The organism is Methanococcoides burtonii DSM 6242, from assembly GCF_000013725.1.
In the GTDB taxonomy this organism is placed as follows: Archaea; Halobacteriota; Methanosarcinia; order Methanosarcinales; family Methanosarcinaceae; genus Methanococcoides; species Methanococcoides burtonii.
Genome location: NC_007955.1, coordinates 1,059,974 through 1,086,899 on the forward strand (window position 1 = coordinate 1,059,974; position 26,926 = coordinate 1,086,899).

Consider the following 26,926-nt stretch of genomic DNA (forward strand, 5'->3'; position numbering starts at 1 on the left):
TAACATGAGAATAAAATACATTTTTCTTTTTATCATACTGATAGTTGTACTAGGGATTTATAGTACAGAAACACTTGAAAAAAAGGGACTGCAAGAACAGAAAGCGATGAAGATAAAAAATTTAGAGGAACTGGAACATATCCAAAATTTACAGTCCAAATCAAACAGGATATTGATGGTGGATCAGGAAGTAAATGAACTTGTGGCCGGGAAAAGTCATTTCAAACTGATCGAATTAATTCATAATGAAAGCTATGTGGAAACCACCTATGTTGTAAGCAACAATCCTGAAAACACATCCGAATCCCTGAGCGATATAATGGCAGAAGGGGATACATATATATTCTGTATCAATATCAGCAACGAATCGGTGACTGTTGTTGGAAATGCTGAAGATGATTATTTAGGCATAGATTCATGGTCATTGGCAATTAAAGAAGACGTATCGACAGAAAATAGCGATTTTTTCATTAATTCCCTTTTATCGATGAAAAGCTTTGCTGCACCGTTTTTATCTGTATCACAGGAATGGCTGTATCACTTCAGAATAGAAGGTGAAGAATCCATAAAATCCAAATCTGGTTTATCTGCAAACAAAAGAGATACCTTTAACTATTATTTGGAAATCACAGATTTTCTTAATGATGGTGGATTTCATCTTTCCCACGATCCCAGTACAAATCCATTTTACGTCTCTTCCAATGATGTCAATAACAACTTAATTTCTTATGACAGTGAACAAAGAAACGGCGTACAAAGTGCTACAATCATTTGTCCACAAAAAACCAATTTATCTGTAGATTATTCATACAAATTGGAACTAAGGGCACAACCAAAACAGACGGTAGTCTTTGATGTAGATTTAGATTTCCAGAAGTGCAATGATATAAAATGCACATCATTAGCAGCACAGGGCTGGAGGGTAATCTTTTTTTCACCACCGCATCCTGATGAATTATCAGAAGACGAACTGAAAAGTTATGGTATTGAGGACAAATATGGAAGGAAATACCATACACCTGTTATAACGATAGTTGAAAAGGGGGATTGGCTGGAGAATGTAAGTGGAAATTATAGCGGGAAAGGAAGTTAATCACTACTTTTTTGATGAAATATAATAAATATGTTTGATTAGTTGCAGAAGAGGTAATTAAAGCCATTGTTGCAAAAAATGGAAACTAAAACTCTCAAACATAGCAACTAACGACCAACAAATCAATCAGTATCCTCGACCTCACCGATCTTGCGTGCAACAACGTATATCTCCTGCTTCTCGGATTCAAGCACGTTCTGAATTTCAAGGCTAAGCCCTTCCATTATACTAAGCAGAGGTTCCCTCTTAATCCTTTTTGACATCTTTATTACCTGAAGCAACTGCCCATCCAATTTAAGCAATGGGAGCACACGCTTAAGGGCTGCTAGTGAATCCTCCGGTTCAAGGGTCATATCACTCAGGATGACATCAACGGGCTCCGGCGCCATGGTCTCGAGAGGGAAGGTAAAAACATCACCGAACATGACCGAAACATTACTTCTTTCATGAGCTATCTGACCAAGCTCTTCCCTGAAATCACGGCTGAACTCCAGACCCCTCACATCAGCTGCGATCTCAGATGCAAATACAATAAAACCGCCTGCACTTGAACCCAGATCAAGAACAGAATCGCCCTCTTTGATAAGACCGGTCTCATCCTGTATTCCTTTTAACTTGAAATATCCCTTTGGCATATCAAGTCCTTCATCCACCTTGACATCATCATCAATAGAAACATCTTTTGACGGCTTTGTTACAACAGAACCATCAATTTTCACATGACCATCAACTATAGCCTTTTTAGAGCGACCACGGGACTTAAAAGAACCCATTTCAACAAGATATGCATCGAGCCTCATAAATAAATGAAGGCAAGACAACTATAAAAAGGTAACAAAGAAAAAGAGAAAAATAATGAAAAATGAAGGGGTTAGTCAAAATTATAAGTGCAGGAAACCCCATCCGTCCTGAAACACCCATTGCATGACACACACTTCACCCGGTCACTCCCTTCCTTAAGTTTCACGACAAGGTCAGGTTCGGCAATAAATGGTCTGCTTAACGAGATCATATCAGCATATCCCCTTAATATAGACTCCATAACGGCCTTTGTACGAATTCCGCCCACCAGTATGACAGGTATCTTCACCGTATCAAGGATCATTTTGGAATAACGCCTGAAATATGCTTCTTTATCTTCAGAGTCAATGCCATTCTGGGACATGACCGGGCCTGCTTCGAATATCCCGCCACTTACCTCGATAGCACATATTCCGGCCTTTTCAAGAAGGCTGGCGATCTCCACACATTCGGGAGCATCAAGGCCGATCTTACCTGAGAACACATCAAACCCATCTGTGGCATTCATTTTCACCATGACAGGGAAGTCCTTTCCGACCTTTTCCTGAATTCTTTTAACTATCTCAGTGACTATCCTTGCCCGATTTTCTACAGAACCACCCCATTTATCGGTCCTGTGGTTCGTATAAGGAGAGATGAAACTGCTTAACAGGAAACCGTGAGCACAGTGTATCTGAACACCATCGAATCCCGCTTCCTTTGAACGTCTTGCAGCCTCTGCAAAGTTCTCAATGGTATCAAAGATATCCTCTTCGGTCATTTCCACAGGAACCTTACCGGAAGCTGGGTCTTCGACTGCCGAAGGTGCTAAAAGAGCAACTCCTTCCTTTACGATGGATTGCCTGCCTCCATGGACGATCTGTAGGAATATCTTGCTATCATACTTGTGTACCCTTGAGACAATTTCCCTATAAGGTCCGATGAACCTGTCATCATAGATACCCTGCTGCCTTTCATCGCTTTGTCCTTTGACATCCACGTATGAATAACCCGTAATTATCAAACCGACATCTTCCCGGGCAAGGTCTTCATACATGTCACCTATCCCTTTTGTCACAGTCCCATCCAATTCAGCCATTCCCTCATTGGTCGCTGAACGCACGAAACGGTTCTTTACAGTCAGTCCTGCCATAGTTATAGGTTCAAAAAGCATGTATTCTAATCAGCTACCATTCGTTTATATGTTTTGCTAAATCAGGGTCAGTCGTTCAGTCAAGTGAAGCCCTGATCTCATCAGCCCTTTCTTCCATCTGCTCGTTTCGCATCTTGTACACCACGAGAGTAATGAAAAGAAGGGTAAATGCGATCACGTTCACTAGTAATGTCAGTTGCAGAGAAGTACCTTCAAGCCCTCCACCGCCTGAACCTGAAGTGTCACCGAACATCAACGGGTGAGCTGAACGCCACAGGCGTATGGATAAAAAGCTCAACGGAACTGAGATAAAACCTAGTATTCCGAAAACAGAAGCTAAACGTGCACGTTTGTCCACACCATCAACTGCCTGCCGAAGCACAATATAAGCAACATAGACCAGAAAAAGTGCAAGAGATGTCGTAAGTCTTGGCTCCCATACCCAGTACCATCCCCAGGTAGCCCTGGCCCAGATGGAACCGGTTGCCAGAACAAGGAACGCGAAAATGACACCAACCTCAGATGCCGAGCGGGAAAGGATGTCATAACCATACTTACCGGTCCTCAAGAACAGAATGCTGGAAAAGAATATCACCGTGAAGGCCAGATAGGAAGTTATGGCTATAGGCATGTGGAAATAGAATATCCTAAAGCTCATATCAAGGGTTTCCCCAGAGGCACCTTTCATATCAGGAAGGTAGAAAATAATCATGCCAATGGCTAGCAACATGGTCGTTGCGGACAGAACTGGCAGGAACTTATCTCTTAAAAAACTCTCCGACATTGGAAACCTCGATGATCAACTTAGGAACGATGTAAGTAGTACATCTCCCCCGATATATAAGTTTTAATCCTGTATTACATACTCGAACACAAGCTGTGCCACAAGGAAGAAAACGATGTCATACACAAGCAGAAGCCGTAATTCCTGAGTGATATCCCCGTAAGATGCACCTATGAGAATACTTCCGGTTGCCATCACAGCAGGGATAAGGGCAGGAAGCAACAGAGGCAATAACAGCACAGGAAGTAATATTTCCCGAGTCCTTGTGTTCACTGTCAGAGCTGAAAGCAGTGTCCCTACACAGACAAAACCCACAGTACCAAGGAATATTATGATAGCAAGCCAGAAATATCCTGTTATGCTGTAATTGAACATGATGGCAAACAGAGGGACAGTTATGATCTCGACCAGTAGCATCAGCAACAGGTTCGCCACCATCTTTCCAGTGTATATGGCACTCCTGCTTATGGGGCATAATTTCAAACCTTCGAGACAGCCATTTTCCAGTTCTGCCACGAAGGAGCGTGAAAGACCTATGGAACCTGCGAAGATGAAGGCTATCCAGAGTACACCCGGAGCGACCATTGCCACATCCTGAGAAGAGCCGAGTATCGGAGCAAATGTGATACTGAACACTACTATGACAAGCAATGAGAAAAGAACCATTGAATTGAGCATTTGCTTGGTGCGGAACTCCTCTTTGAGGTCCTTTGCTGCAATATAAAGAATGCGTATCATGTTGATCCCATGTCAAAAAGTATCATAGTCACCCACGTGTGATGAGTATATGTCCCTCAGTTCTTCCGCAGAGACCACTTGAGACATAAGGCTGTCGAAGACAATACTTCCCTTGTCAAGTATGATAACACGGTCACACATGTGGTACGCTCTGTTGATGTCATGGGTTATCATCAGTCTTGTGGTGTCCTTTGGGTCAAGTTCCAGCAACACTTTTTCAAATGTGTGGGCTGCGTGTTGGTCAAGTCCTGTATAAGGTTCATCCAGAAAAAGAATTGAAGGCTCATGTAAAAGTGCCCTTGCGATGGAAAGTCGCTGCTTCATACCTCTGGAAAATGTGGATACACGATCATCTGCTCTTTTAACAAGCTCGACCTCTTCCAGTAGTCCATTGATACGAGCTTCAAGATTCTCACTGGCAATACTATACATCTGTCCAAAGAAGTGCAGGTTCTCTACTGCGGTCAGGTCGTTGTAGAGGTAGGTTTCATGGGAAATGACACCTATGATACCCCTCAATGAACCCTGGTCGTTTGAAATGTCATTGCCATTGACCATTACAGTACCTTCAGAAGGAGAGGATAGAGCTGACATGATCTTTACAAGGGTTGTTTTGCCTGCTCCGTTAGCACCCAGCAAAGCTACGAACTCCCCTTTCTTTATGTCCAGATCAATGTCTTTTAGTACAGGCATGTTGCCGAACTTCTTTGAGACATTATTTAGAGACAGTATAGTATCCATCGGAATAAGATTACTTTCTGTATAAATTAACGTTTTGATGAAAACACCTCTTAAGTCGATGGATGACACCATCTATCAAACATATCGAACTGAATAATTCACCAAACGGGTGTAAGCTTGCTATTATAAACTTTGAATATGAAGTAGCCTACTTTTGGCCCAAGATAAAGAAATCGACACCAATATACATCATAAACAATTACAGTAATATTTTATATATAATGTTGGAAGAGTATATGTTAAGAAATGTTCAAAAAAATCGAATATTATTACCGGCAACTGGCTACATTAGGCTTGATCTTCAAAGATCATATTGTGCCTGCCTAAAAAATTAGAATCGAGGTGAATAAAGAATGAATCAGCATACAAGACTGACATATTTGCTCTTATTGGTTTTTGTAGTTATCTTAACAGGGATCTCTACTGCTGGAGCACAAACTTCTGGTGAGATATGTGTAAATGTAGAGGTACAGGAAATAAGTCCTAGTTCAATAGGTATCGATGAAGAGTTCACCTTGGGAATTAATATTGAGAGCTGCGGTTCTAAAGCTCCTGAAGACATTACCTTTGAGATAATCAGCATACCTTCGGACATCATAATTACAGAAGATCTTGTTACCAAAATTCCTAAATTATCTTATAGTACAAGTGAAAGGCATCTGACATATCACATGAGGACAACTACTGATGCCAACCCTGGCCCCCATATCATAAAGATGAGATTAACATATCCAAATATAGAATTGGAAACAACAAAATATTATGAAGTTGAGATCAGTATAATAGGCGAAGACGCTGAACCAAGAATATCTTCTGTCAAAACCAATCCTGAATATATCTATGAGGGAGATACAGTTGACTTAAGATTAGGCATAGAAAACTTTGGGGAAGCAATTGCAAAATCTGTGTCGGTTAGCTTAGAGCATGAGTTTAAAGGAATTAAGAATTCTACAATTGGAACTATTGGCATGAATGGCACTCAAACTGCATTGTTCAAATTCAAGGCAAACAGGTCAGGAGAGTTTGAGATACCTGTCATTATAGAGTATGAGGATGATTTTGGCAAGCAAAAGGATGAATATGCCATTACAATAACCGTGCTTGACAAAAAAGGGAGTTTGAATCTTGCATCTGTAAAGGTCGATCCTGTACTTCCTTACATGGGTGATACTGTAGAATTGACCATGAGGATCGAAAACTCTGGTGAAAGGACAATAAATTCAATAAGGGTCTATGTTGACCATCCATTCAAAGGATTAAAAGAATCCTTCATAGGAACTCTTGATCCAAATGAAGACGGACCTGTAGTAATTACTTTTATAGCTGATCAGGCAGGAGAATATGAGATCCCTGTGACCATAACGTATAGTGATGATTTTGGAGAAGATCAAATTGAAACAAAGATCAATCTTATAGTCCTGGAAAGTAATAGTGGAGCAGGAACAGCTGCAATTGTTTTGCTTGTCCTCGGAGTTATTGGAGGATTAATTTACAATAATTATAGAACAAAAAAGTCAAAAGATGAGATAATTAAGCAGTTAATGGAAGGCAGCGGGAACTCTGCTAATAACAAAAAATAATGAGAGGACTCCAACATGATCAACGATATCAGAGTGGGAAGCCTCATTGCATACTGCAGTGTAAAAAGAGGGAACAAAAAAACACTGATGTTCATAGTTTTTGTTCTCTCACTCATCTTTATGAACTTAGTGTTCCTTCCATCGATGCTAGGCGGAATGACAGGTCTGTTTACTGGTATGATGCAAGACTATCCTTACGGAGATATTGTCATTGAACCAACAGGCGACAACAGCTACATCAACAACGCTGATAGCGTCTTGCAAAAAGTCAGAGCTGTGGAAGGTGTGAGAGCTGCAACAAAACGATTGGACGCAGGAGCATCTATTGAATATAAACAAAAAGTTGTAGGAGTATCAATTACAGGTTTGCTTCCTACAGAAGAGTATGATATTTCACGATACCCCTACATCATTAGCGAAGGAGATTTCCTGGGGGAGCTTTCCCGGGACGAGATCATCATCGGTGCTATGATCGCAGGTACAGGTTTTGGATCAGAGATATATGATAACCTGGGTGAAGTAAGACCAGGATCACTTGTTGACGTAACGTACAGCAATGGCGTAAAGAAAACCTATAAGGTCAAAGGCATCATGACAGGTGGACTTGAACTTGTTGATCTTAATGCTTTAGTTCACTACAAAGAGATAGAAGATGTATATGGTCTGGAAGGAAGCGAAGCTACCAGTGTAGTTGTAAGGGTTAACAAGCAAGGGACTGAAGAACAGGTTCAGGGTAAGATCAGAGACGCAGGGGTGAATGAGCAGGTCTTCACATGGTCGGATAAATCAGAGACCCTCATAAAGCAGGCAATGCAAAGCATAGGTGCTATAGATATCATGTCAAAGTTCGTGAGTTTGGTCGTAGCTGCAGCATTGATCCTTATAATCATCTATATCAACATACTTAATAGAAAAAAAGAGATCGGTATTTTAAAAGCAGTGGGAATTACTCCAAGATCAATAGTATTGTCCTATGCATTCCTTAGCACATTCTATGTTTCTTTAGGGATACTCGCAGGATTAGTTTTATACTTTTCACTTATGCTTTACTTCCAGGCAAATCCAGTAGTATTCTACGAAACCATGAAAATAAGCCCCCTGATCGATCCTATGTTGCTTATTCAAAGCATAGTAACCATGCTTACACTATCAGTGATAGCCGGGACACTTCCTGCCTGGAGTGTATCAAAAGAGAGCATACTCAAAGCCATATGGGGAAGATGATATGATCGTTGTGAAAGACCTGAAAAGATATTATGGGTCAGGGGAAACTGCTGTAAAAGCTCTCAATGGCGTTTCGTTCGAAATAAAGAAAGGGGAATTTGTAGCCATTATGGGCGCATCCGGTAGTGGCAAAACAACTCTGTTGAGGATACTGGCATTGTTGGACGATGCAACCGCCGGGGAATACACCATCCGGGGATTAAAGGTTTCCAGCCTGCCTGAAGCCGAAAGAAGCTATTACAGGCTAACTCAGGTCGGCTATGTCTTTCAGGACTATGCACTCATTAATGAGATGAGTGCTGCCGAAAATGTTTATGTGCTTTCCATGATGGAAGGAAACTCAAAAAAGGAATCCTATAAGACCGCCCTTGAAGCATTAGAAAAGGTTGGCCTAAAGGGAAAACAGGACAGGATCCCTGATGAACTGTCTGGTGGAGAAAAACAAAGAGTGGCGATCGCAAGAGCCATAGCCAAAAAGCCCAACATAATGTTTGCCGATGAACCCTGTGCAAACCTGGACACCAACAACTCAAAACAAGTACTGGATGTGTTCAAAGATCTGAATGACAATTATGGACAAACAATTGTGATGGTAACACATGAACCGTGGCATACTGAGTATGTTGACAGAGTGATCACTCTAGAAGATGGTGTTTTAGTTAGCGATGAGATGATGGAAGAAAGTGGGGAAGAGAAATGATACTGATCTGTTGAGGAAGGAGATCATTGACATGCCTTATGTAGGATGGAAGAAGATGGGGTTCTCATAAGGTACATTCAGTACTTCGCTAATTTTACCATCAATATGAAATAATGGCAGTTAATCGCTATATATGCGGCAAAAATGCCGCCATATGTCATTTCAAATTCCCAATTCCAAGAACTTCTACAAGAAATATTACGAGAAGATGTTTTTTTGCATTGATATCATTTCTACTAAGAAATGTGTGGCTATATCTTCAGAAAGAGCATTTTAAGAAAGTAAAACAAGGACCACAGATCATTGTTGGGGATAAGTTAAGGTTTGATATATTCGTTCTCTTAATAAAGGAGAACTTCGGAAAAATTGAGGGTTCTGTTGGTGGTGGGGTGTTTGAGATAAGTTAATGGGAATAAGAACAAAACTTCGACAAAATTAGAGAAGTACTGACATTGAATTAAATGAAGCAGAATACCAAATCAGGCAAAGCGTTTAGTCTAAATTCTTATGTAAGGAAACAACTGGAAAACTGGGATGGTAAACTTCTAACTACAATGCTTCCTTCTGAAAGTACCAATGAATCTTTTTGGATATGCTGGCATTTAGTATCAAATGGATAATATATAAATTAGTAAATCAACCAACTGTCTAAAAAGAAGGAAAACCATATTAGTCAATCGGTATATTATATAAGTGGTGATAAATTATGTGGACATTCTCAAAATTAAGTAAAGAAAATATGGATGCAGTCAGTGCTACAGAAGGAAAGCTTGGTGTAACCCTTATTGCTTTTTCAGAAGAGGGCACCAAATATGCAACTCTCAGCGATGACGCTGTTAAAGAAGTAAAGGAACTTGAAAAGAAATTAGGTCTTTCTCTCGTAGCTCTTGAAACAGCTTAAATGTGGAGGTAACTTTCTACCCCCACTTCTTTTTTTATTTTATCCAATATCAAAGAATCTATTTCTTTAAAAAGAATATGAAATGCTAAGTATCTTCTTTTGTATGTCGCCCCTTGTCGTTTTTCAATGAAAATTAAACGACAATTCCAGGAAACAAAAACTACAACTTCAGTAGATATTTGCGACAAGTGAAAAGAAACAAACGAAGAAGATTAGATTCTCTAAGAGTACTTCTATTGAATGAAGTAGACGGCTAAGAGTGATAAATCATTTACTCTCAATGACTATGTTAGGTATAGGTTGGAAAATTTTGTATAAATGCTGTTATTTTTTTAAAAAAATCAGAAAGCCCATGTTAACCCATGGACTTTAATATATATTTCTGTTAAATCTATATTATGTGGAACTAAAAATGCAATCCATCCTTCTTTGGTTACTTCTGGATAAACATTTTCATATCCTTTAAATTTAGGCTCATGGTTTTTATCAACCAATGAAAATAAATAATGCGTATTTATTGATGAGATACTATATATTATATCTGAATATGAGTCCGAAGAACGATAAACTATAATGTTATCATTAGCTTCAAGGTTATTTCCAGAATATGAAAGTATTGGAGTGTCACCATTTGAAGAACTGATAAGGTCTTTACTAAGAGTAATGGTATCACTTGAAGTTTTATCAGTTCCTACATTTGTGACTTCTAAATAAACAAGTAAAAATTGAGCTCCTTCGGGTGGATAATAATAAACAGGTTTGTTGGGAACATTCATTGTTTCAAACGAATCAACTAGTTTGTAATCAACTACATTTATCTCAAGAGAATCTCCAGTAAATCCAGTATCACTAATACTCAAAATGTTAGAATCTTCTTCGATACAACCAGATAAAGCAATCAAACTTATCACTATACACAAGAAGAACAATTCAATTATTTTATACATAAACGAATTAAGCGTGACAATGATTTATATGGTATTTAATAATAAAGAAATAAACTATTATGGCTAAATTACTTTAACTGTCCTGTTAATAACACCCACTTTTAGTAATCAAATTCCAAGAGTTCGGTTTTCAGACTTACCTATATTTCAACACCTGTTTTGGAACGATGGAAAATAGAAGCTTAAAGTAGAATGTTTATCGCTTCTTTCCATTCTTCAGGTCTACCGATTGCACCATTATTAGCTGAACTTGAAGAAAGGACTCTTACAACCTGAACACCATCAAGAACATTGCAATGTTTATTACATGTTTCTTCCACCTTTCCTCCATTGCAGACAATTTTCTTTATCTGAGTGAGATGTGAAAAATCATTATACTGTGGGTTGCATATATTTTTGTCTGAACTTCCACCAATTTCACAAGATTCTATCGTATCCCATAGTCCAATCTTGTGTTTCTTCAAAATGCTGACTCTATTATTATATTCTATTTTTTTTAAATCAATGCCAAGAACAAAACTCATCAAATTCCAAAATTGGTTTCGAGAATCGGCATAATATTGTTTTTGATTTCTTGATTTTTCACTAGGAAAAGTTCCTGTAATCAAAATTTCTGTTTCTTCATTTACGATTTGATCTAAACCTTTACTTCTTAAGCTCACCATAAATATTTTCACTACACCTGACTTTATAAATATTTCTATTTGGGTTTCAATTGACTCAAAGACTAAAAGGATGAGTCAATTAAGCTATGACCCCCATATCTAATTTTAAAAGTTCGGTTTTTTCTAGTTACCTATATTCCCTTCAACCCGTGCGGGGATATATACAAAGAAAATATGGCAACGGGGGAGTTGTGCATATCGTGCACAATCACACATAGTCAAAATCCGAATATTCTAAATTTACTGTTGATGCGAATTTAAGTTAAATCATTTCAAAAAGTGAATAATTAATTTAATTTCTAAAGTATTTGGTTTGCATATAATCCAAGATTTAACTTAACGGATAAATCAATATCATTGTTCTTTTTCTACAAAACCAGTAACAATAAATATAATTTCGTATACGATTCTTGTACGAAAATTAAAGAATAATGTAGAAATTAATAATGAAATGAAGAAATTATTATCAATGGAGAGAATTTTTGGTACGAATCTTATACAAAATATAAAAAAAATGATAAGATAAGGAAGAAAATCATTGACATGCCTTACACTGATGGAAGAAGATTGTTTTCTTGAAGAGTACTTTTCATTACATGAAACAGAATGCCAAGAGTGATAAGCCGTTTACATTGAATGCTATGTTCTTTAAAAGGCCCGGTATAGTTTTACCTTCCTTCCAGAATCGTATTCATATACTTTTCCAGATAAATACGGATCTCGGCAATTTCATAGTTTTGTGGCAAAGCAGTCACTATCTTCCCGATATAATCCCTTTCCCGGACAAGCCTTATGGTCTCAATAAAATTCATATCAAAGATCCACGACAGCCGGGTAAGGTTCATATCATTGCAGGTTTTAACATTTTTTGTACTTGCAACCCGATTATTCAATATATCCTGTAAAAGATCACGGGAATATTCTGATGAATCAGGCAGTCCCAGATCCAGTGCCGGGTTTGGAAAGTCTGCTTTTACGATAAAATAATCTGTTAGAACCTTATAGATATCCAGTTTATCTGCATCCCTTATGATTTTGCAGTGAAGGAGAGTTCTTCTGTCAGGAAGGGACGGCAAAATGTGCACATTGTGGTTTCTGATTGCTGTAAGGATTATTTTCTGTTCTTCATCTTTAAGACCTGAAATTACTTCTTCTGTTTTTAAGATATTTACTCCCAGAAGAGCATGGTTTTCCGAGTCCGTGTCCCTGAAGGTCCTATACTTATTAATTTGTTCAAAACGACCAATGTCGTGAAAAAGAGCAATGGTCTTTGCAAGATATAAGTCATCATCAGCCAGTTTTTCAGCTTTTGTGATGAGAGAGGCATTATCACATACCCTGACACTATGTCCTTCCTTAAGCATGACGTTTTGCTGGATAAAATCGTCATCTGTATAGAAAGAGCTGACGTAGCGGTGAAACCAGTCCCTGAAACTCAAAAACTCCTTTTCTTTCATTTAATGGCTAAATGTTTTGTTGAGTATTAGGTTTTATGCATGTCAAATATATACATGCTAAGCCGCAGATGCTATTTTATATTGTTACCGGGAAAATAATGTAGATGGATTATTAAAATAAGGCATTTTAGAACTACAAAACAAAAATATATAATTACTAATTTAATAATACCTTGAAAACTAAAAAAAAATTGCTCATTTTAGACCTTTAGCTAAAAGGGAGCTGACACGATTAATGCTCTATCACTATTATATATTGACAATTGTTCAGAACTAATAATTCATTTTAACATATTATGATTTGATAGGGCAAACAATAATTTTCAAGAATTCGGTTTGTTTTAAGATGTTTTAAGTGTGGTCATGTGTAATGTTTGCACAGCCGCGTTGCCATATTTTTCTTTGTATGTATCCCCTTCGCCCCATGCGAGGGGTAAGATTCGAAACCACGTGCATCCAAATTTTAATAGAGGGGAATTTTTGCAACTTACCCATTACCCCAAAGTTCTAATATCATAGTTCCTTTTGAGAAGGAAAGGAGCTCTTCCCAATGCCTATCAAATGCATGAAATGTAACAGGGACGCCATTATATTCCAGAAATACTCCGGTATGCACATATGCAAGAGACACTTTATCGAAGATGTTGAACGTAAGGTGAAACTCACCATCAGAAAGCAGTATAAGATAGAAAAAGGTGACATCATTGCCGTGGCATTGAGTGGAGGAAAGGACAGCGTTGTACTGTTATACCTTTTACACAAGATATTCGGCGTGAGAAGGGATATTGAGATCGTGGCCCTTACCATTGATGAAGGGATAGCCGGATATCGAGAGGAAACTCTGGCAAAGGCTCGAAAGCTGACATCCGAGCTTGGTATCAGACATATTGTCCGCTCTTTTAAGGATGAATATGATAAGACACTTGATGAACTGACAGCACAGGAAAGAAAACTGGGTGCATGCAGTTATTGTGGTGTTTTAAGAAAATCGCTCATGAACAAGATAGCGAATGAAATAGGTGCCAATAAACTTGCCACCGGTCACAACCTTGACGATGAAGCACAGACGATAATGATGAACCACCTTGGAGGAGATGTCGATAGAATGATAAGGCTCTCACCTCCACGGGAGATCGAAGGGCTTGTCCTGCGTGCAAAACCTCTGCGAAAGGTTCCCGAAAAGGAAGTGGCCCTCTATGCGATCGTCAATGAACTGCCATTCGATATGAGCGAATGTCCTTATGCCCATGAAGCCCTGAGGGGTGAGGTAAGGGATATGATAAATGAGTTCGAGGTAAGGCACCCCGGAACTAAATATTCCATAATGAGAGGGTTCGATAAAACTGTGGGATTGATCGCTAAAGAATACCCCCAGGCTGAACTCTCAAAATGCCGTATATGTGGTGAGACCTGCACAGCAACATTATGTCAGGCCTGTAAATTGCTTGGACGCAGTTGAATACAGAATTATAATTAATTATCTCTTCTACTACCTATTTTTTAAGCTGGCTCTCAGGGATATTCGAGCAGATCGCTTATGTCATAGAGTTCTTTTCCAGTCCTATTCATGTAAAGGCGAGTCCACCATACGGTCACAAGAGGCTGTATAACTGCAAATGATAGAACAAAACTTAGGAAGATCCATATATTCGCAAGTACCCCCACATAGCTGATAAGTTCACTTATCATATTGATCGCTATCGAAATTCCGATCACTACCAGGTACATTAGAAACACGACTAACTTGTTGTTCATGAAGAACCTGTACCCAGTTTCAAGGGCTTCCATGGGATCGAGATTGTCCAGAACAAGACCAAATCTGACAATACTGAAGATAATATCGATTATCAGAACGTAAAGACCCCATAGTAAGAACCCGAAGAGTAATAACATACTTGTAAGAAGGGCATTTTCAGGATTATCAATAAATGAATTGAAGTCACCCATGACGAGCATGCCTGGAATTATAAACACAATTCCTGCGAGGAAGATCAGCGAGATGAAGATCTTTGTAAGGAAAAGACTGAACACATGTTCTTTTCCTGCACGGGACATGTCATCAAAGGTCGTATGACCTGATGCTGATGCCGCCTGTGCCATTCCTATTGCCCCTGCCTCAAAATAGGATTGGACAAATGCAATGGCTAAAAATGCGATCAGACCAAGCACCAGCACTATAACAATATTATCAGAGAACAGCGATATGAGAAGCTCCATGCTTTCTTCTGTTGTAAGTGAAGAGGCATCCCCGATCTCAGACATTGACGTTGCAGCTACAATGAACGGAATAATGAAAACTGCCACCATTAAAATGAAAACCGATGCCATCATGTTCAAAAAGTAAGGAACGGCAATTCCATAATTATGTGACCAGGTGCTGAACCCTTTATTCAATATTCTTCCGAGATCTTCATTCATTTTTAGTAGCTCCTTGAGACAAGCTTAAACCGTAGCTGACATTATATAAATATTACATAGATATAGTATCTGTGATGTTCGGATCGCTTTAACATCACCAAATTAGCATTTAACATATCCAACATCAATAAATTTAACATTTTAGTATCCAATGTTAATACAACCAACATTATTACAGCTTCAATTATAGTAGAAATTTAATAATAATAAGTGGGGAGGAGTTCTTGTGGAGGAAAATAGGGGTAAGGAAATACTGGTTATCGGGCACTGTCTTGCAAATGTAAGCTCAAGGCTCAAAGGGATAAAAGGGCCTCCATTGGTCGATACAAAGGGAAAGAACATTGTACAATTACCATGTCCGGAACTGATCTATCTAGGTGAAGCCCGAAGGGAAATTACCAGAGACCAGCTTGAAAATCCAAATTACAGGAGGTTCTGTCATTCACTCTTTGAACCCTTTGCAGACATGATCGAACAGTTCTATCAGGAAGGTTATAGCATTAAAGTATTGGGAGTTCCCAAGAGTCCCTCGTGTGGTGCACAGACGACAACAGTTGGCGGCCCTGCAGGACGGGTGGAGGTGTTTACACATGACAACGTCCCAGGCACCGGAATATTCTATGAAGAGATAGCTGAAGAGCTGACACGGCGTGGAGTTCTCTTTGAGATGGAGGATGCTCGATATTGAAATTCGGCGATCAAAAGAATCCATGTCTCGTTTAAGCCGTGAAGCAGTGATTGGCCATCCATATATATATTGAATTATTAGTAAAATTGGCTGGCAGGAAGAGGCATTCTTCCAAATACACTAGCCCCATTAATAAACGTCAGCCATCCCCATTATTCTGAACGATAGTATGAAGAGCTTAAGCTTTGGCATTCAAAAATATGCTATAAGCAATGAAATTAAACTGAAATTAGAAAAAAAGAAAAGAAATGGACCGGGATATTCCCGACCCGAAATTCGTTTTTAAATTGTTCGAATTAGAACAATCCCTTGCCGATGAACAGAGAAGAGAACAGGATAGCGATCATGTTCACTACTTTGATCAGAGCGTTAAGTGCAGGACCTGATGTGTCCTTGAATGGGTCACCGACTGTGTCACCGACAATTGCTGCCTTGTGAGCGTCAGATCCTTTTCCGCCATATTGGCCATCTTCGATGAGCTTCTTTGCGTTATCCCATGCTCCCCCACCATTGTTCATTGTGAGAGCAAGGAGAAGACCTGAAACGATGATACCGATAAGCAATCCACCAAGAGCCTCTGGACCAAGCACAATTCCAACTAAAAGTGGAACAAAGATTGCGAGGATACCTGGAATTACCATTTCACGGATAGCTGCTGCAGTAACGATGTCCACACACTTACCGTATTCCGGCTTTGCGGTGCCTTCCATGATACCAGGGATCTCCCTGAACTGGCGGCGAACTTCGTTAACAATAGCGAATGCTGCCTTTCCTACTGCTTTCATTGTGACAGCAGTGAACAGGAATGGGAGCAGCGCACCGATAAGAAGACCAACGAGAACAATAGGGTTTTCAAGACTGAGTGAACCTGCTTCGAGGTTAACCTTGTGCCTGTAATCTGCGAAAAGTGCCAGTGCACCAAGTGCTGCAGAAGCTATTGCGTAACCCTTTGTTACAGCCTTTGTTGTGTTTCCAACCGCATCGAGTGCGTCGGTGATCTTGCGTACTTCCGCAGGCATCTTTGCCATTTCAGCGATACCACCAGCATTGTCGGTGATAGGACCGTATGAGTCAAGAGCCACGATCATACCGGTCGTTGACAACATTGCTGCTGCTGCAATAGCAATACCGTAAACACCCATTGAAGGATCAGTTGCACCGCCTACTACAAAGAAGGATGCAAGGATACCGGCAATGATGATGATAAGTGGAAGTGCAGTACTCTCAAATCCAATAGCGAGACCGGAGATGACATTTGTACCTGCACCGGTTTCGGATGCCTTGGCAATTGTCTTTACCGGACGGAAGCTTGTGGAAGTGTAGTACTCTGTAAATATTACCATCAATACCATTATGATAATACCCACAAGGGATGCGTAGTACAATCTAACGTCGCCCATGAGGGAATCAGTCACGAAATAGAATGCGATCATACTAAGGATTGCTGATACTGCAACACCTTTATAGAGCGCTTTCATGATCTTTCCATCTTTACCTACCTTCACGAAGAACATAGAGATGATGGAAGCAAAGATAGCCACTGCACCGAGGATCAGTGGGTAAAGGATAGCATTTGGAAATTGTTCAAGGATCAGGGATCCAAGAAGCATTGATGCAAGAACGGTAACGACATATGTCTCGAACAGATCAGCACCCATTCCAGCACAGTCACCGACATTGTCACCTACGTTGTCAGCAATGACAGCAGCGTTCCTTGGATCATCCTCAGGAATACCCGCTTCGACCTTGCCTACAAGATCAGCACCGACATCGGCAGCCTTTGTGAAGATACCTCCACCGACCCTTGCGAAAAGGCTGATAAGACTTGCACCGAAACCAAATCCGATCACAAGGTCAACATCACCGAAAAGAATATAGAAACCACTGGTACCCAGCAGTGCAAGACCTACTACTGCAAGTCCTGTCACAGCTCCACCGCGGAATGCAACGGACATTGCTTCCTGCAAGCTCTTTGAAGCTGCGTGTGCTGTCCTGACATTAGCCCTGATCGATACATTCATTCCAACATATCCAGCAAGTGCGGATGCAGCTGCACCAACGATGAATCCTATTACTATCTTGCCACTGTCGTCTCCCAGAAGGAAGAACATAAGCGCAGCAAGAATAATTGCTACTACAGCTACGGTCTTATACTGACGGTTCAGATAAGCCATAGCACCCTCCTGGATCGCAAGTGATATATCCTGCATTTCCTTTGTACCGGTTCCTTCCTTAAGAACACCGGAAGCAAAGAATGCAGCAAATGCCAAGCTTACGATACCTGCCAGAGGGGCAAGGTAAATTAAACTATCCATATTCATACTCCTTTTTGTTTAGATCTAAGAATTATTTGATCAATATGATACACATAATAAAGATTACTAAATTACGCTCTATTGAAAGAACGAACCGTTCAACTATATATAATGTTAAAAGCAGGTTGAAATAGAACACACAAGATATGAATGTATCGATTGCAAAATATTGAACTGTTACTTTCCGGGTTTAATTTACAGGTATTTTGCACATACTGTACTAATTAATTTGATGAAATCACAGATATATTGATGGGTGATGTTACACGGTGGGATTCTGATATTGCGTTTGGTACTATATGGGTAAAGCGTGGAGATTGAGGAAGTCATGCAATTAACTGGCTAGTTGGTACAAATAGACTCATTTGGCTAGTTGAACCACAGACCGATATGATCTTTGCAATGCCAGATGATTGGTCAGTGATGGGACATATAAAAATGTAATGCATCCTTGGGGGATGAAGAGGGGAAGGAGGTTAAAATAAAGAAAAGGACCCTCCCCCATATTAGAGAGTAAGCATCCCTTTTTCTTTTAGATAGTTCCCTGCTCCAGATGTGCTGAAAGCTACTATTAGTATTTTTTCAAGTGGTTCTAAAATTGACTCATCCCTTTCAAACGCGTCGGCGAGTAACCCAAGTCCTTCTTGTATCTTTTCAAAATGTAGATTATTTATCTCAACGCAGCTATCGCCGGATTTGATACCTTTGATTTGTTCACGGATTACACCGTAACTAGTATTCAGAACATACTCCGATATCAAGTAATCTCCAGAAAAACTGTATCGATAGGTTCGTGCAGCAATCCCGTATGCTGCGGAAAAAAGGTAGAGTTTCTTATCAAGATTTTCTTCCTTTTTCATCATTGTTACAATTCTTCGCAACTCTTTGATAAGTTCCTTTTTAAAAAATAAATCTTGAGCCATTATATGCTCTCCCACATCGAATATTTTGGTTTTAATGCCATGGTTTTTGACTGGTTTGAGAACCAACCATTTTTGAGATAAGGTGCATCAATCTCACGGGTTGTGCAGATTCCTGGAATCATTTCATCGACTGTTAAGCCATCCATTTCAAAACGTGGACGCTTTTCTTCCAAGTAATCATGTATCTCAAACAATGCCTCTTCTCCGAGCATTGTTTCAATTAACATATTGTTGAATTCTTGGATGCTTGCAACAATGGAAGAATTCATATTAATGCTGTATGTTGTTATGTTGCCATTTTTGGAGGACAACAATAGTCCCCATTCAGAAAACATTTGTACCACTTTTGTTAGAGTAGGCCTCGAAATGTTTACCTCTTCTGCTAATTCGGAAATGTTGAATTCAAGACCTTCTAATGGCAATAAAAATTCAAGTAGCCGCAATTCACAGCTATTTCCTAGCAAACCTTCAAAGGGTTTCATTCGTATTACTCCTTTATTGTTTCATCTTCTAAATCTGACACGACTATAATTCACTATATGTAAATTGTAGATGTCTAAATATAACGTATAATTACCTTTACTATAAAAACGTTTGTAAATTTAACTAATCATGCGTGTAAAATAAATATTACAATCTTCTTTCATGCCCTTTTGTAACATTATGTCCATGTGATTGCAACGCGAAGCTCGCAGCAGGCATATCCGATATATAGTATTTATCATCCTTTTTAGATATCTTTGTAACAAGTCCGTCATTTAAAAGTTCCTGAATTACTTTTTTAAATTTTACAGACTTATTTTTTTGGGTTAATCTTTTTTTTAGTAGATTGCAATTATAACCAGCTGAGCTTGTCAGACACCTTTGACTATAAAGTATCTTTAAAAGAAATATTGCCTCGTCTGACAAATCACAACTCATAGATTCTAATCATTTTCTTGATATATTAATCTAACTTTTTCACTATGTCCACTTTACTCATCAATCTCTTCAAATACTTCAGGACACTGAGATCCAAATCTAGCATATTTCAGAACAAATGAAAGATAAAAAATACCCGTTTAATATAAATCCTTACTAACCATATCTTTGTATAATTGTCTCCAAATGGGTGCAAAATAACACATGTCTGAAAAGGTTAACCACGGATGTAAAGTAAATACAATTCAGTTAAATATGAGATTATTTTCTTTCATAGTATTACTATTGGTACTATTTACCACATTTTTGCCCATATGCGCCTACGCTATGCCGGAAAACAATGATATTATCCATATTGAGAAAGTGGTCATGCGTTTTGACAAGACCGATACCACAGTGGTGGTCACATATAACCTCAATTTCTTTGCCCGGATGTACATTCTTGCTTTTGGTACAAGACATCTTGAATCCTCATTCATAGACATATTCTCAAAGTACGAGAATATACAGATAGAGGAAGTAGGATATGACACTGTTAAGCTATCGATAAAGGATGTATCAAGGGCCAGTGATAGCTATTACCTCCATGACGGCCGTGATCTCGACACAAACGTACAGTCCATAGAGGTCATCTATCCAAACGGGCAGACAAAAACTATTACCGATGTCAGAGCAACACCTGATATATTCTACCAGCAGGTTTGAAAATTATCCATAATTTCAAAAAACATCCGAGCTAGAAAAGTTCCATGAGTGCAGCCAATCCGGATATTTCAATTAAGACTATGTTAACTACCTGACATTGCCAAAAGCGCTTAATATAAATAAGAAGTAATTAACATTCGCAATTTATTTATAATGGTGGGACCAAAAGAATAAACAGCGCAGGTAATTGCTAAACATACCACCACACTCCCCATGCCCCTAAATTTTTTTTAGTGCCTGCGCTTACTATATTAAATTTCTTCAATCCTTGCTATAGATCCATTCTCAAGATAAGCTATCCTGTCGCAGACATTTTTCAGTAGATCTATATCATGCGAGATAAGCAAATAGGAAACATTTGTTTCCTCCTGTATCCTTTCCATAAGTCTCAATATTTGTGCCTGCACAGACACATCCAACATTGAAGTAACCTCGTCTGCAACAATGAACGAAGGGTCGATGGAAATAATACGGGCAAGTACAATTCGCTGAATCTCACCACCACTCAACTGACCCGGGTAACGTGTCAAATGTTCCCTGCGTAACCCGACAAGTTCAATGAGATCATCCACATTTTCTATGATCATATCCATTGAAAGATCGGCGTTGATTATAATTATTTTTAAAAGTTATATAGAGACCACTACCTATTTACCTGATTAATCGTTAACGTTTGTACAAGACATTAACAAAAAATATGGACTGGGGAAATATGACAGAAACAATAGAATCTTTACTTAAAGAACAGCAAGAATTCCACCCATCAGCAGATTTTGTCAAACAAGCCAATATGAACGACCCTCACATATATGAAAAGGCTGAGGCTGATATCGAAGGTTTCTGGGAGGGACTGGCCGGGAATATTGACTGGTTCAAAAAATGGGACACTGTCCTTGACTGGCAACCCCCCCATGCAAAATGGTTCAGCGGTGGAAAATTGAATGCATCCTACAACTGTCTTGACCGTCATGTCCAAAAACATGGTGATAAGCCTGCACTAATTTGGGAAGGTGAGATGGAGAACTCCGAAACCTACACCTATAAGGAACTCAGGGATGCAACTGCTCGTTTTGCTGCAGGCCTGAAAGAGCTTGGTGTGAAGAAAGGAGATGTCGTTACCATCTACCTTCCGATGGTACCAGAAGCTGTCATATCCATGCTTGCATGTTCAAGGATAGGTGCACCTCACAGTGTCGTATTTGCTGGCTTCTCATCAGAAGCACTGGCACAACGGGTGGAAGATGCACATAGCAGATTTGTCATAACATGTAATGGTTACTTCCACAAAGGAAATCTCATACAACAAAAAGAAAGAGCCGATAAAGGGCTTGAAAATGCTCCGGCGGTCGAAAAGGTTATTGTTGTCGATCATGCTGCAAACATTATTCCGATGAAAGAGGAAAGGGACATCTGGTGGAACGATCTAATTCATAACGTAGATTCTGAATGTGAACCAGAACACATGGATTCAGAAGACACTCTTTTCATCATGTACACCAGCGGAACTACCGGCAGACCAAAAGGAGTTGTTCACACGACCGGTGGTTACATGGTCGGTACAAATGTGACATCCAACTGGATCTTCGATCTAAAGGATGATGATATTTTCTGGTGTACTGCAGATGTCGGATGGATCACAGGACACTCATATCTTGTTTACGGACCCCTCTCTAATGGTGCGACAATTGTAATGCACGAGGGAGCGCCTGATTACCCGGACAAGGGTAGATTTTGGGATATTGTTGAAAAATATGGCGTGACAATATTTTATACAGCACCGACCGCAATACGCACTTTCATGAAGTGGGGAGATGAGATCCCTGCAAAATATGATCTGTCCTCATTGCGACTTCTGGGAAGTGTAGGCGAACCTATCAATCCAAAAGCATGGCTCTGGTATTATGAGACCATAGGCAAATCTAAATGCCCCATAGTTGATACCTGGTGGCAGACAGAGACGGGAATGATAATGATAAGCCCATTACCGGGCATCACCACAATGAGACCGGGCACTGCAACCCGACCATTTCCGGGAATAAAAGCCAATATCCTTGACGATGAAGGCAATGAAGTGCCAATGGGATCAGGAGGCTACCTTGCTCTTCAGAACCCCTGGCCAAGCATGATACGGACCATAAACGGAGACGAACAGAGATTCATTGACACATACTGGAGCAAGTGGGGGGCCGATACCTACCTTACCGGTGATGGTGCACGTAAGGATGAGGACGGCAACTTCTGGATACTTGGAAGGTTGGACGATGTCATCAAGGTATCAGGCCACAGACTCGGAACAATGGAGATAGAAAGTGCACTTGTCTCACACCCCTCGGTTGCCGAGGCTGCGGTTGACGGAAAAGTGGACGAGATAAAAGGAGAGGTCATCTGTGCATATGTGATCCTCGAATCATCCTGTGACGACCAATGTTCAATCCTTGAAGATGAATTGAAGCAGCATGTGGTAGATGAGATCGGACCTATCGCACGCCCAAAGATGATCATCTTCACCGAGGAGCTGCCAAAGACGAGAAGTGGCAAGATAATGAGGCGTGTTCTAAAGGCCATCACGAACGGAACGGAGATAGGGGACATATCCACACTCCAGGATCCGGCAGTTGTTGAAGATCTGAAAAGAAAGGTTAATGAAATAGGGGAACAATGAACTAAAATAAAACAGACCAGCTATTTTTGTTCGGCTGGTGAGATACCGGACCATAAAGGAGTTACCCAATGGAAAAAAAGAACCGACTCATCCTTGCTCTGGATGTAACTGACAGAGAGAATGCCCTTCGTATCGCTAATGAAGTTTCCGACTATGTGGATTCTATAAAGGTAGGATATCCGCTGGTCCTTGGGGAAGGCCTTAGTATAGTCAAGGAACTTGTGGAAATTGCACCAGTTATCGCTGATTTCAAGGTTGCTGACATACCAAATACTGACCGACTTATCTGTGAACACGTGTTCAATGCCGGAGCTGCCGGGATAATCACCCACGGATTCACAGGTCGCGACAGCCTTGATTCCTGTGTAAAGGTTGCTAATGAATTTGGGACTGACGTTTATGTGGTCACAGAGATGAGCCACCCGGGTGGTGTGGAGTTCTTCCGCCCGGTTGCCGAGGATATTGCCAGTATGGCAGTGGAAGCAGGAGCCTCCGGAGTTGTAGCGCCTGCAACAAGACCTGAAAGAGTAAAAGACATACGCAAGATCATCGGAGAGGAACTTAGCATTATCTCACCCGGCGTGGGAGCTCAGGGAGGCAGTGCTGCCGATGTTATAAGAGCAGGTGCTGACTGGGTGATAGTCGGACGAAGCATCTATAATTCCGATTCTCCGGCAGAAGCTGCAAAGAAGATATGCGATGAAATGAATTGTTGATATTGTATCCGCCTGTGATGATGAACTGCACTGAACCTATGATGAGCCCTATGAGTACTGAGGCGATACAATGAGCAATGATATGATGCAAAGAAAGATACTTTTTAAAACTTCCGGAAAGGAAGTTGTTTATCTGCAAGACAGTTCTCTTTTCGTAGAACTACCAAAAGGGAGAAAGACACTTAGCACTTCCTGGCTTAACGGTGGATACCACAACAATATAGAATACGTTCTGAACCATACTATCGACAATCGAAGCCATGGTACTTCCGACCTTGAAGGTGGAAACGTTAAAGAGTATCTGAAGATAGTTGCAAAAAGGCTTGGGCTTGAGCCCGATAGTTCCACAGGAATGCTCACGACAGCAAGCATGGAGAACGCGGTTGTCGTATCGGATTCGTATAGAGGTCTTGAGGTCACTGCCATTGTTACCGGAGGAGTGGAGATCAATGGTGGACGTGCCGGAGATGAAGCCTCCTATTATCAGGAAGATGAGCACTTCGAACCTGTCGGAGGAACGATAAACGCAATTTTGCTGATCAATGCAGACCTTCCCGACTATGCCATGGCACGAGCTATGATCACTGCAACTGAAGCCAAGAGTGCTGCACTGCAACAGCTTATGGCACCCAGCCGCTATTCCAGTGGCATAGCCACAGGTACCGGAACCGACATGATGATAATTGTGGCAGATAGCACAAGCCATATCAGACTTACGGATGCAGGCAAGCATTCCAAATTAGGGGAGCTTATAGGAAAATGCATGATGGAAGCAATCATCAAGTCCATAGGAATGCAATCGGGAATTACAGCCATTACACAACGGGATATGCTTGTCAGGCTTGAAAGGTTCAAAGTGGATGAAGCAATGTACTGGAAAGTGGCATCCACTCTTGAAGGCGAGAACAAGAAGCCAATATTTATAGAGAAACTACGCAGAGTTGCAAAAGACCCGACACTGGTAAGCCTAACAGCGTCAGTGCTTCACATCATAGATGAAGTATCATGGGGATTAATACCAGAAAATGCCGGAAGAAAAGCAGCTTTTTCCATTATGAGAGAATTGCCTTCAATATTCGATATTGATATGGATCTACCTTTTAACGATATATTGAACGATCATGATACCATTCTTGATAATTGGATACGAGTAACATCCTGGGTTATAAAGAACAGTTAACCTGTCACTTTGGGACATACATTTTATTTTTAATTCCGACATTATTTTTTACCCTCATCATTTCAACCCCCCATTTACTGAATATTCGAAATGTTTAACTGTAAGTTGTCAGTCCTTATAGATGATCAGTAGATAAGAAAACGGAGTTCAGTTCATGAAAATACGAGAGATCATCATCAAATATTGTGATAATACTGAGAAAAAAGGTAACGGATTATTAATTCACTCTGGTCATCCTTCAGAAGATATCGAATTGCCGGAATTGTTCATGTATATTGACGACTGGTCTGAAGAGCCTTCAAGAAAGATATGGAGAAGCGATGTCCATCAAATGGTAGTTATAGAGGAGGAAGGGAAGTTCACCGTTTATGAACACATAAGGATGTCAGGTTACCGTATACAGTTGCTGGAACTAGATGAAATGTATGGCGAGAAGATAGAGAAGGACCTTACCGAGCTTGGTGACGTGTTCGCTTTTGTGAACCATGCCCACCGAATGAACAAAAGGAAGTCAGGAACCCCTTTTATTACACACCCAATGGACGTGGCTTCCATACTAATCAAAGAGAATGCAACCTCAGACCTTATATTTGCAGGATTTTTACATGATGTTGTTGAAGATGCCGGATTAACCAACGCAGATATTCGAAGAAGGTATGGCCCAACTGTTGCCGATTATGTAAGTGCTGTCACAGAACCTGAAGAACTGAAACAAGGCGATGATGTAGAAAGCTGGAAAGCACGCAAAGAATACATAATAAGGTCGATCTCAAAGGCAATCTCCGAAGTGAAGATACTTTCATGTGCTGATAAACTTGCAAATCTAAGAGATCTCATACAGTATCTTGAAAAGGAAGGAGAGAGTGCGTGGGAGATGTTCAATGCACCAAAGGAAGAGCAGAAATGGTATTATACATCAATGCTCGAAGCATTTGCAAACGGTCCTCAGAACATTACCGACACTTTCGTTTACAAAGAGTATAAAAAATGTGTTGAACAACTGTTTTAAACATATAGACTGAAAAAATGAATGAACTGTCTGGAAATATCAGGCAGTTCTGGTTGCTTTATTCATTGCATCCAGGAATCCGTGCGGATCATGTGAGCCTATCATAAGGTTCTTACCATTTTTGAACTCGAGCATTATGCCACTATTGCCACTGACATTGTATGCCTTTCCCTTTTTTCCATAGCGAATTCCCCAACCACCATAATCCCTGAGGGCATTGTAGGTAATAATACGATAACTGGCAATGTCATCGAATTCGAGCCTTTTGAATGAGAGATGAAAAGGAAAGAAACGCAAATAAAGACCATCGTACCGAACTTCTGTTTTGAGGTTCATTGAAAATATAAGAGCAGGAAACAAAAAACCGAAAACTACCGCAAACAAAGCGACCATATTGTCAGAGGAGGGGTTGTTCCCGAATGGAATACCAAGGACCAGCTGCTGGTAAGCTCCATAAAATGTAATGGCTGACGGAGTTAACAATATCACAATGAGCCAATATTGTCTGAATTTTTGTGTTTCACTAAATAGAGTCATATTTTCAAACATATTGATACCCATGTTATTATTATAAATCGTAATATATTTCTAATTATAGTCAAATGTATAAATAATAAATCTATTAT

Annotated in this window: 27 protein-coding genes; 13 read left to right on the top strand and 14 right to left on the bottom strand. The window is 40.0% G+C overall.

Translation table 11 applies throughout. From position 1 onward, the window contains the following. The first annotated feature begins 106 nt into the window (after window positions 1-106). Window positions 107-1,093: a hypothetical protein gene (locus tag MBUR_RS05040; protein ID WP_157196652.1), complete on the top strand. Its 987-nt coding sequence runs from the start codon at window positions 107-109 to the stop codon at window positions 1,091-1,093. Window positions 1,094-1,215: 122 nt separating this feature from the next. Here the strand turns inward: MBUR_RS05040 and MBUR_RS05045 are convergent, their stop codons facing one another. From MBUR_RS05045 to MBUR_RS05065, 5 genes are all read right to left on the bottom strand, one after another. Next, on the bottom strand, window positions 1,216-1,893 hold the full coding sequence (locus MBUR_RS05045; protein WP_011499068.1) for a S4 domain-containing protein: 678 nt from the start codon (window positions 1,891-1,893) through the stop codon (window positions 1,216-1,218). 71 nt (window positions 1,894-1,964) lie between these two features. After that, window positions 1,965-3,047 carry an NADH:flavin oxidoreductase gene (locus MBUR_RS05050; protein WP_011499069.1) on the bottom strand — a complete coding sequence of 361 codons (1,083 nt, stop codon included), beginning with the start codon at window positions 3,045-3,047 and terminating at the stop codon, window positions 1,965-1,967. A 55-nt stretch (window positions 3,048-3,102) separates the two neighbouring features. Continuing rightward, complete coding sequence (locus MBUR_RS05055) at window positions 3,103-3,810, bottom strand: cytochrome c biogenesis protein (RefSeq protein ID WP_011499070.1); 708 nt, start codon at window positions 3,808-3,810, stop codon at window positions 3,103-3,105. 63 nt (window positions 3,811-3,873) lie between these two features. Further along, entirely contained in the window at window positions 3,874-4,548 is a 675-nt protein-coding gene (locus MBUR_RS05060; protein WP_011499071.1) for a heme exporter protein CcmB, read from the bottom strand. Between the two features lie 12 nt (window positions 4,549-4,560). After that, window positions 4,561-5,289, bottom strand: coding sequence for an ABC transporter ATP-binding protein (locus MBUR_RS05065; RefSeq protein ID WP_048063543.1), 729 nt, complete (start codon window positions 5,287-5,289; stop codon window positions 4,561-4,563). Between the two features lie 515 nt (window positions 5,290-5,804). Here MBUR_RS05065 and MBUR_RS05070 point away from each other — a divergent pair. From MBUR_RS05070 to MBUR_RS05090, 5 genes are all read left to right on the top strand, one after another. Continuing rightward, window positions 5,805-6,869, top strand: coding sequence for a COG1361 S-layer family protein (locus tag MBUR_RS05070; protein ID WP_232222078.1), 1,065 nt, complete (start codon window positions 5,805-5,807; stop codon window positions 6,867-6,869). 15 nt (window positions 6,870-6,884) lie between these two features. Next, the gene (locus MBUR_RS05075; RefSeq protein ID WP_011499074.1) at window positions 6,885-8,093 is read left to right on the top strand and encodes an ABC transporter permease; all 1,209 of its coding nucleotides are present in this window, start codon (window positions 6,885-6,887) and stop codon (window positions 8,091-8,093) included. 1 nt (window position 8,094) lies between these two features. Beyond that, window positions 8,095-8,793, top strand: coding sequence for an ABC transporter ATP-binding protein (locus MBUR_RS05080; RefSeq protein WP_011499075.1), 699 nt, complete (start codon window positions 8,095-8,097; stop codon window positions 8,791-8,793). 113 nt (window positions 8,794-8,906) lie between these two features. Further along, window positions 8,907-9,200 (top strand): hypothetical protein, encoded by a 294-nt coding sequence (locus MBUR_RS05085; RefSeq protein WP_011499076.1) that lies wholly within the window; start codon window positions 8,907-8,909, stop codon window positions 9,198-9,200. Between the two features lie 299 nt (window positions 9,201-9,499). Further along, a complete protein-coding gene (locus tag MBUR_RS05090; RefSeq protein ID WP_232222079.1) occupies window positions 9,500-9,694 on the top strand; it encodes a hypothetical protein in 195 nt (64 codons plus the stop codon). A 341-nt stretch (window positions 9,695-10,035) separates the two neighbouring features. On the opposite strand, the gene MBUR_RS05095 is transcribed toward MBUR_RS05090, so the two are convergent. The 3 genes from MBUR_RS05095 to MBUR_RS05105 form a co-directional block, all read right to left on the bottom strand. Further along, a complete protein-coding gene (locus MBUR_RS05095; RefSeq protein ID WP_011499077.1) occupies window positions 10,036-10,641 on the bottom strand; it encodes a hypothetical protein in 606 nt (201 codons plus the stop codon). A 182-nt stretch (window positions 10,642-10,823) separates the two neighbouring features. Beyond that, window positions 10,824-11,306 carry a DNA-deoxyinosine glycosylase gene (locus tag MBUR_RS05100; RefSeq protein ID WP_011499078.1) on the bottom strand — a complete coding sequence of 161 codons (483 nt, stop codon included), beginning with the start codon at window positions 11,304-11,306 and terminating at the stop codon, window positions 10,824-10,826. Window positions 11,307-11,974: 668 nt separating this feature from the next. Next, window positions 11,975-12,763: an HD domain-containing protein gene (locus tag MBUR_RS05105; RefSeq protein WP_011499079.1), complete on the bottom strand. Its 789-nt coding sequence runs from the start codon at window positions 12,761-12,763 to the stop codon at window positions 11,975-11,977. A gap of 550 nt (window positions 12,764-13,313) precedes the next feature. Here MBUR_RS05105 and MBUR_RS05110 point away from each other — a divergent pair. Then, window positions 13,314-14,222: a TIGR00269 family protein gene (locus tag MBUR_RS05110; protein WP_011499080.1), complete on the top strand. Its 909-nt coding sequence runs from the start codon at window positions 13,314-13,316 to the stop codon at window positions 14,220-14,222. Window positions 14,223-14,275: 53 nt separating this feature from the next. On the opposite strand, the gene MBUR_RS05115 is transcribed toward MBUR_RS05110, so the two are convergent. Then, window positions 14,276-15,181: a hypothetical protein gene (locus MBUR_RS05115; protein ID WP_011499081.1), complete on the bottom strand. Its 906-nt coding sequence runs from the start codon at window positions 15,179-15,181 to the stop codon at window positions 14,276-14,278. Window positions 15,182-15,407: 226 nt separating this feature from the next. Between MBUR_RS05115 and MBUR_RS05120 the strand changes: the two genes are divergently transcribed. Beyond that, window positions 15,408-15,869 (top strand): DUF523 domain-containing protein, encoded by a 462-nt coding sequence (locus tag MBUR_RS05120; RefSeq protein ID WP_011499082.1) that lies wholly within the window; start codon window positions 15,408-15,410, stop codon window positions 15,867-15,869. Between the two features lie 296 nt (window positions 15,870-16,165). On the opposite strand, the gene MBUR_RS05125 is transcribed toward MBUR_RS05120, so the two are convergent. The 3 genes from MBUR_RS05125 to MBUR_RS05135 all read right to left on the bottom strand — a co-directional run bounded on the left by MBUR_RS05125 (window position 16,166) and on the right by MBUR_RS05135 (window position 19,589). Next, window positions 16,166-18,184, bottom strand: coding sequence for a sodium-translocating pyrophosphatase (locus MBUR_RS05125; protein WP_011499083.1), 2,019 nt, complete (start codon window positions 18,182-18,184; stop codon window positions 16,166-16,168). A 506-nt stretch (window positions 18,185-18,690) separates the two neighbouring features. Beyond that, window positions 18,691-19,107 carry a hypothetical protein gene (locus MBUR_RS05130; RefSeq protein ID WP_048063258.1) on the bottom strand — a complete coding sequence of 139 codons (417 nt, stop codon included), beginning with the start codon at window positions 19,105-19,107 and terminating at the stop codon, window positions 18,691-18,693. Then, a complete protein-coding gene (locus MBUR_RS05135) occupies window positions 19,107-19,589 on the bottom strand; it encodes a winged helix-turn-helix domain-containing protein (RefSeq protein ID WP_011499084.1) in 483 nt (160 codons plus the stop codon). The genes MBUR_RS05130 and MBUR_RS05135 overlap by 1 nt, the downstream gene beginning before the upstream one ends. A 694-nt stretch (window positions 19,590-20,283) precedes the next feature. On the opposite strand from MBUR_RS05135, the gene MBUR_RS05145 reads away from it, so the two are divergent. Further along, the gene (locus tag MBUR_RS05145; protein ID WP_198003802.1) at window positions 20,284-20,733 is read left to right on the top strand and encodes a hypothetical protein; all 450 of its coding nucleotides are present in this window, start codon (window positions 20,284-20,286) and stop codon (window positions 20,731-20,733) included. A 251-nt stretch (window positions 20,734-20,984) separates the two neighbouring features. Here the strand turns inward: MBUR_RS05145 and MBUR_RS05150 are convergent, their stop codons facing one another. After that, entirely contained in the window at window positions 20,985-21,320 is a 336-nt protein-coding gene (locus MBUR_RS05150; RefSeq protein ID WP_232222082.1) for an ATP-binding cassette domain-containing protein, read from the bottom strand. Between the two features lie 125 nt (window positions 21,321-21,445). Between MBUR_RS05150 and acs the strand changes: the two genes are divergently transcribed. The 4 genes from acs to MBUR_RS12935 all read left to right on the top strand — a co-directional run bounded on the left by acs (window position 21,446) and on the right by MBUR_RS12935 (window position 26,300). Further along, entirely contained in the window at window positions 21,446-23,395 is a 1,950-nt protein-coding gene (gene acs, locus MBUR_RS05155) for an acetate--CoA ligase (protein WP_011499087.1), read from the top strand. A gap of 68 nt (window positions 23,396-23,463) precedes the next feature. Next, a complete protein-coding gene (pyrF, locus tag MBUR_RS05160) occupies window positions 23,464-24,111 on the top strand; it encodes an orotidine-5'-phosphate decarboxylase (RefSeq protein WP_011499088.1) in 648 nt (215 codons plus the stop codon). A gap of 70 nt (window positions 24,112-24,181) precedes the next feature. Continuing rightward, complete coding sequence (locus MBUR_RS05165; RefSeq protein ID WP_011499089.1) at window positions 24,182-25,291, top strand: adenosylcobinamide amidohydrolase; 1,110 nt, start codon at window positions 24,182-24,184, stop codon at window positions 25,289-25,291. Window positions 25,292-25,445: 154 nt separating this feature from the next. Next, window positions 25,446-26,300, top strand: coding sequence for an HD domain-containing protein (locus MBUR_RS12935; RefSeq protein WP_011499090.1), 855 nt, complete (start codon window positions 25,446-25,448; stop codon window positions 26,298-26,300). 39 nt (window positions 26,301-26,339) lie between these two features. Here the strand turns inward: MBUR_RS12935 and MBUR_RS05175 are convergent, their stop codons facing one another. Then, entirely contained in the window at window positions 26,340-26,861 is a 522-nt protein-coding gene (locus MBUR_RS05175) for a DUF6141 family protein (RefSeq protein ID WP_332244249.1), read from the bottom strand. Between the last annotated feature and the right edge of the window lie 65 nt (window positions 26,862-26,926).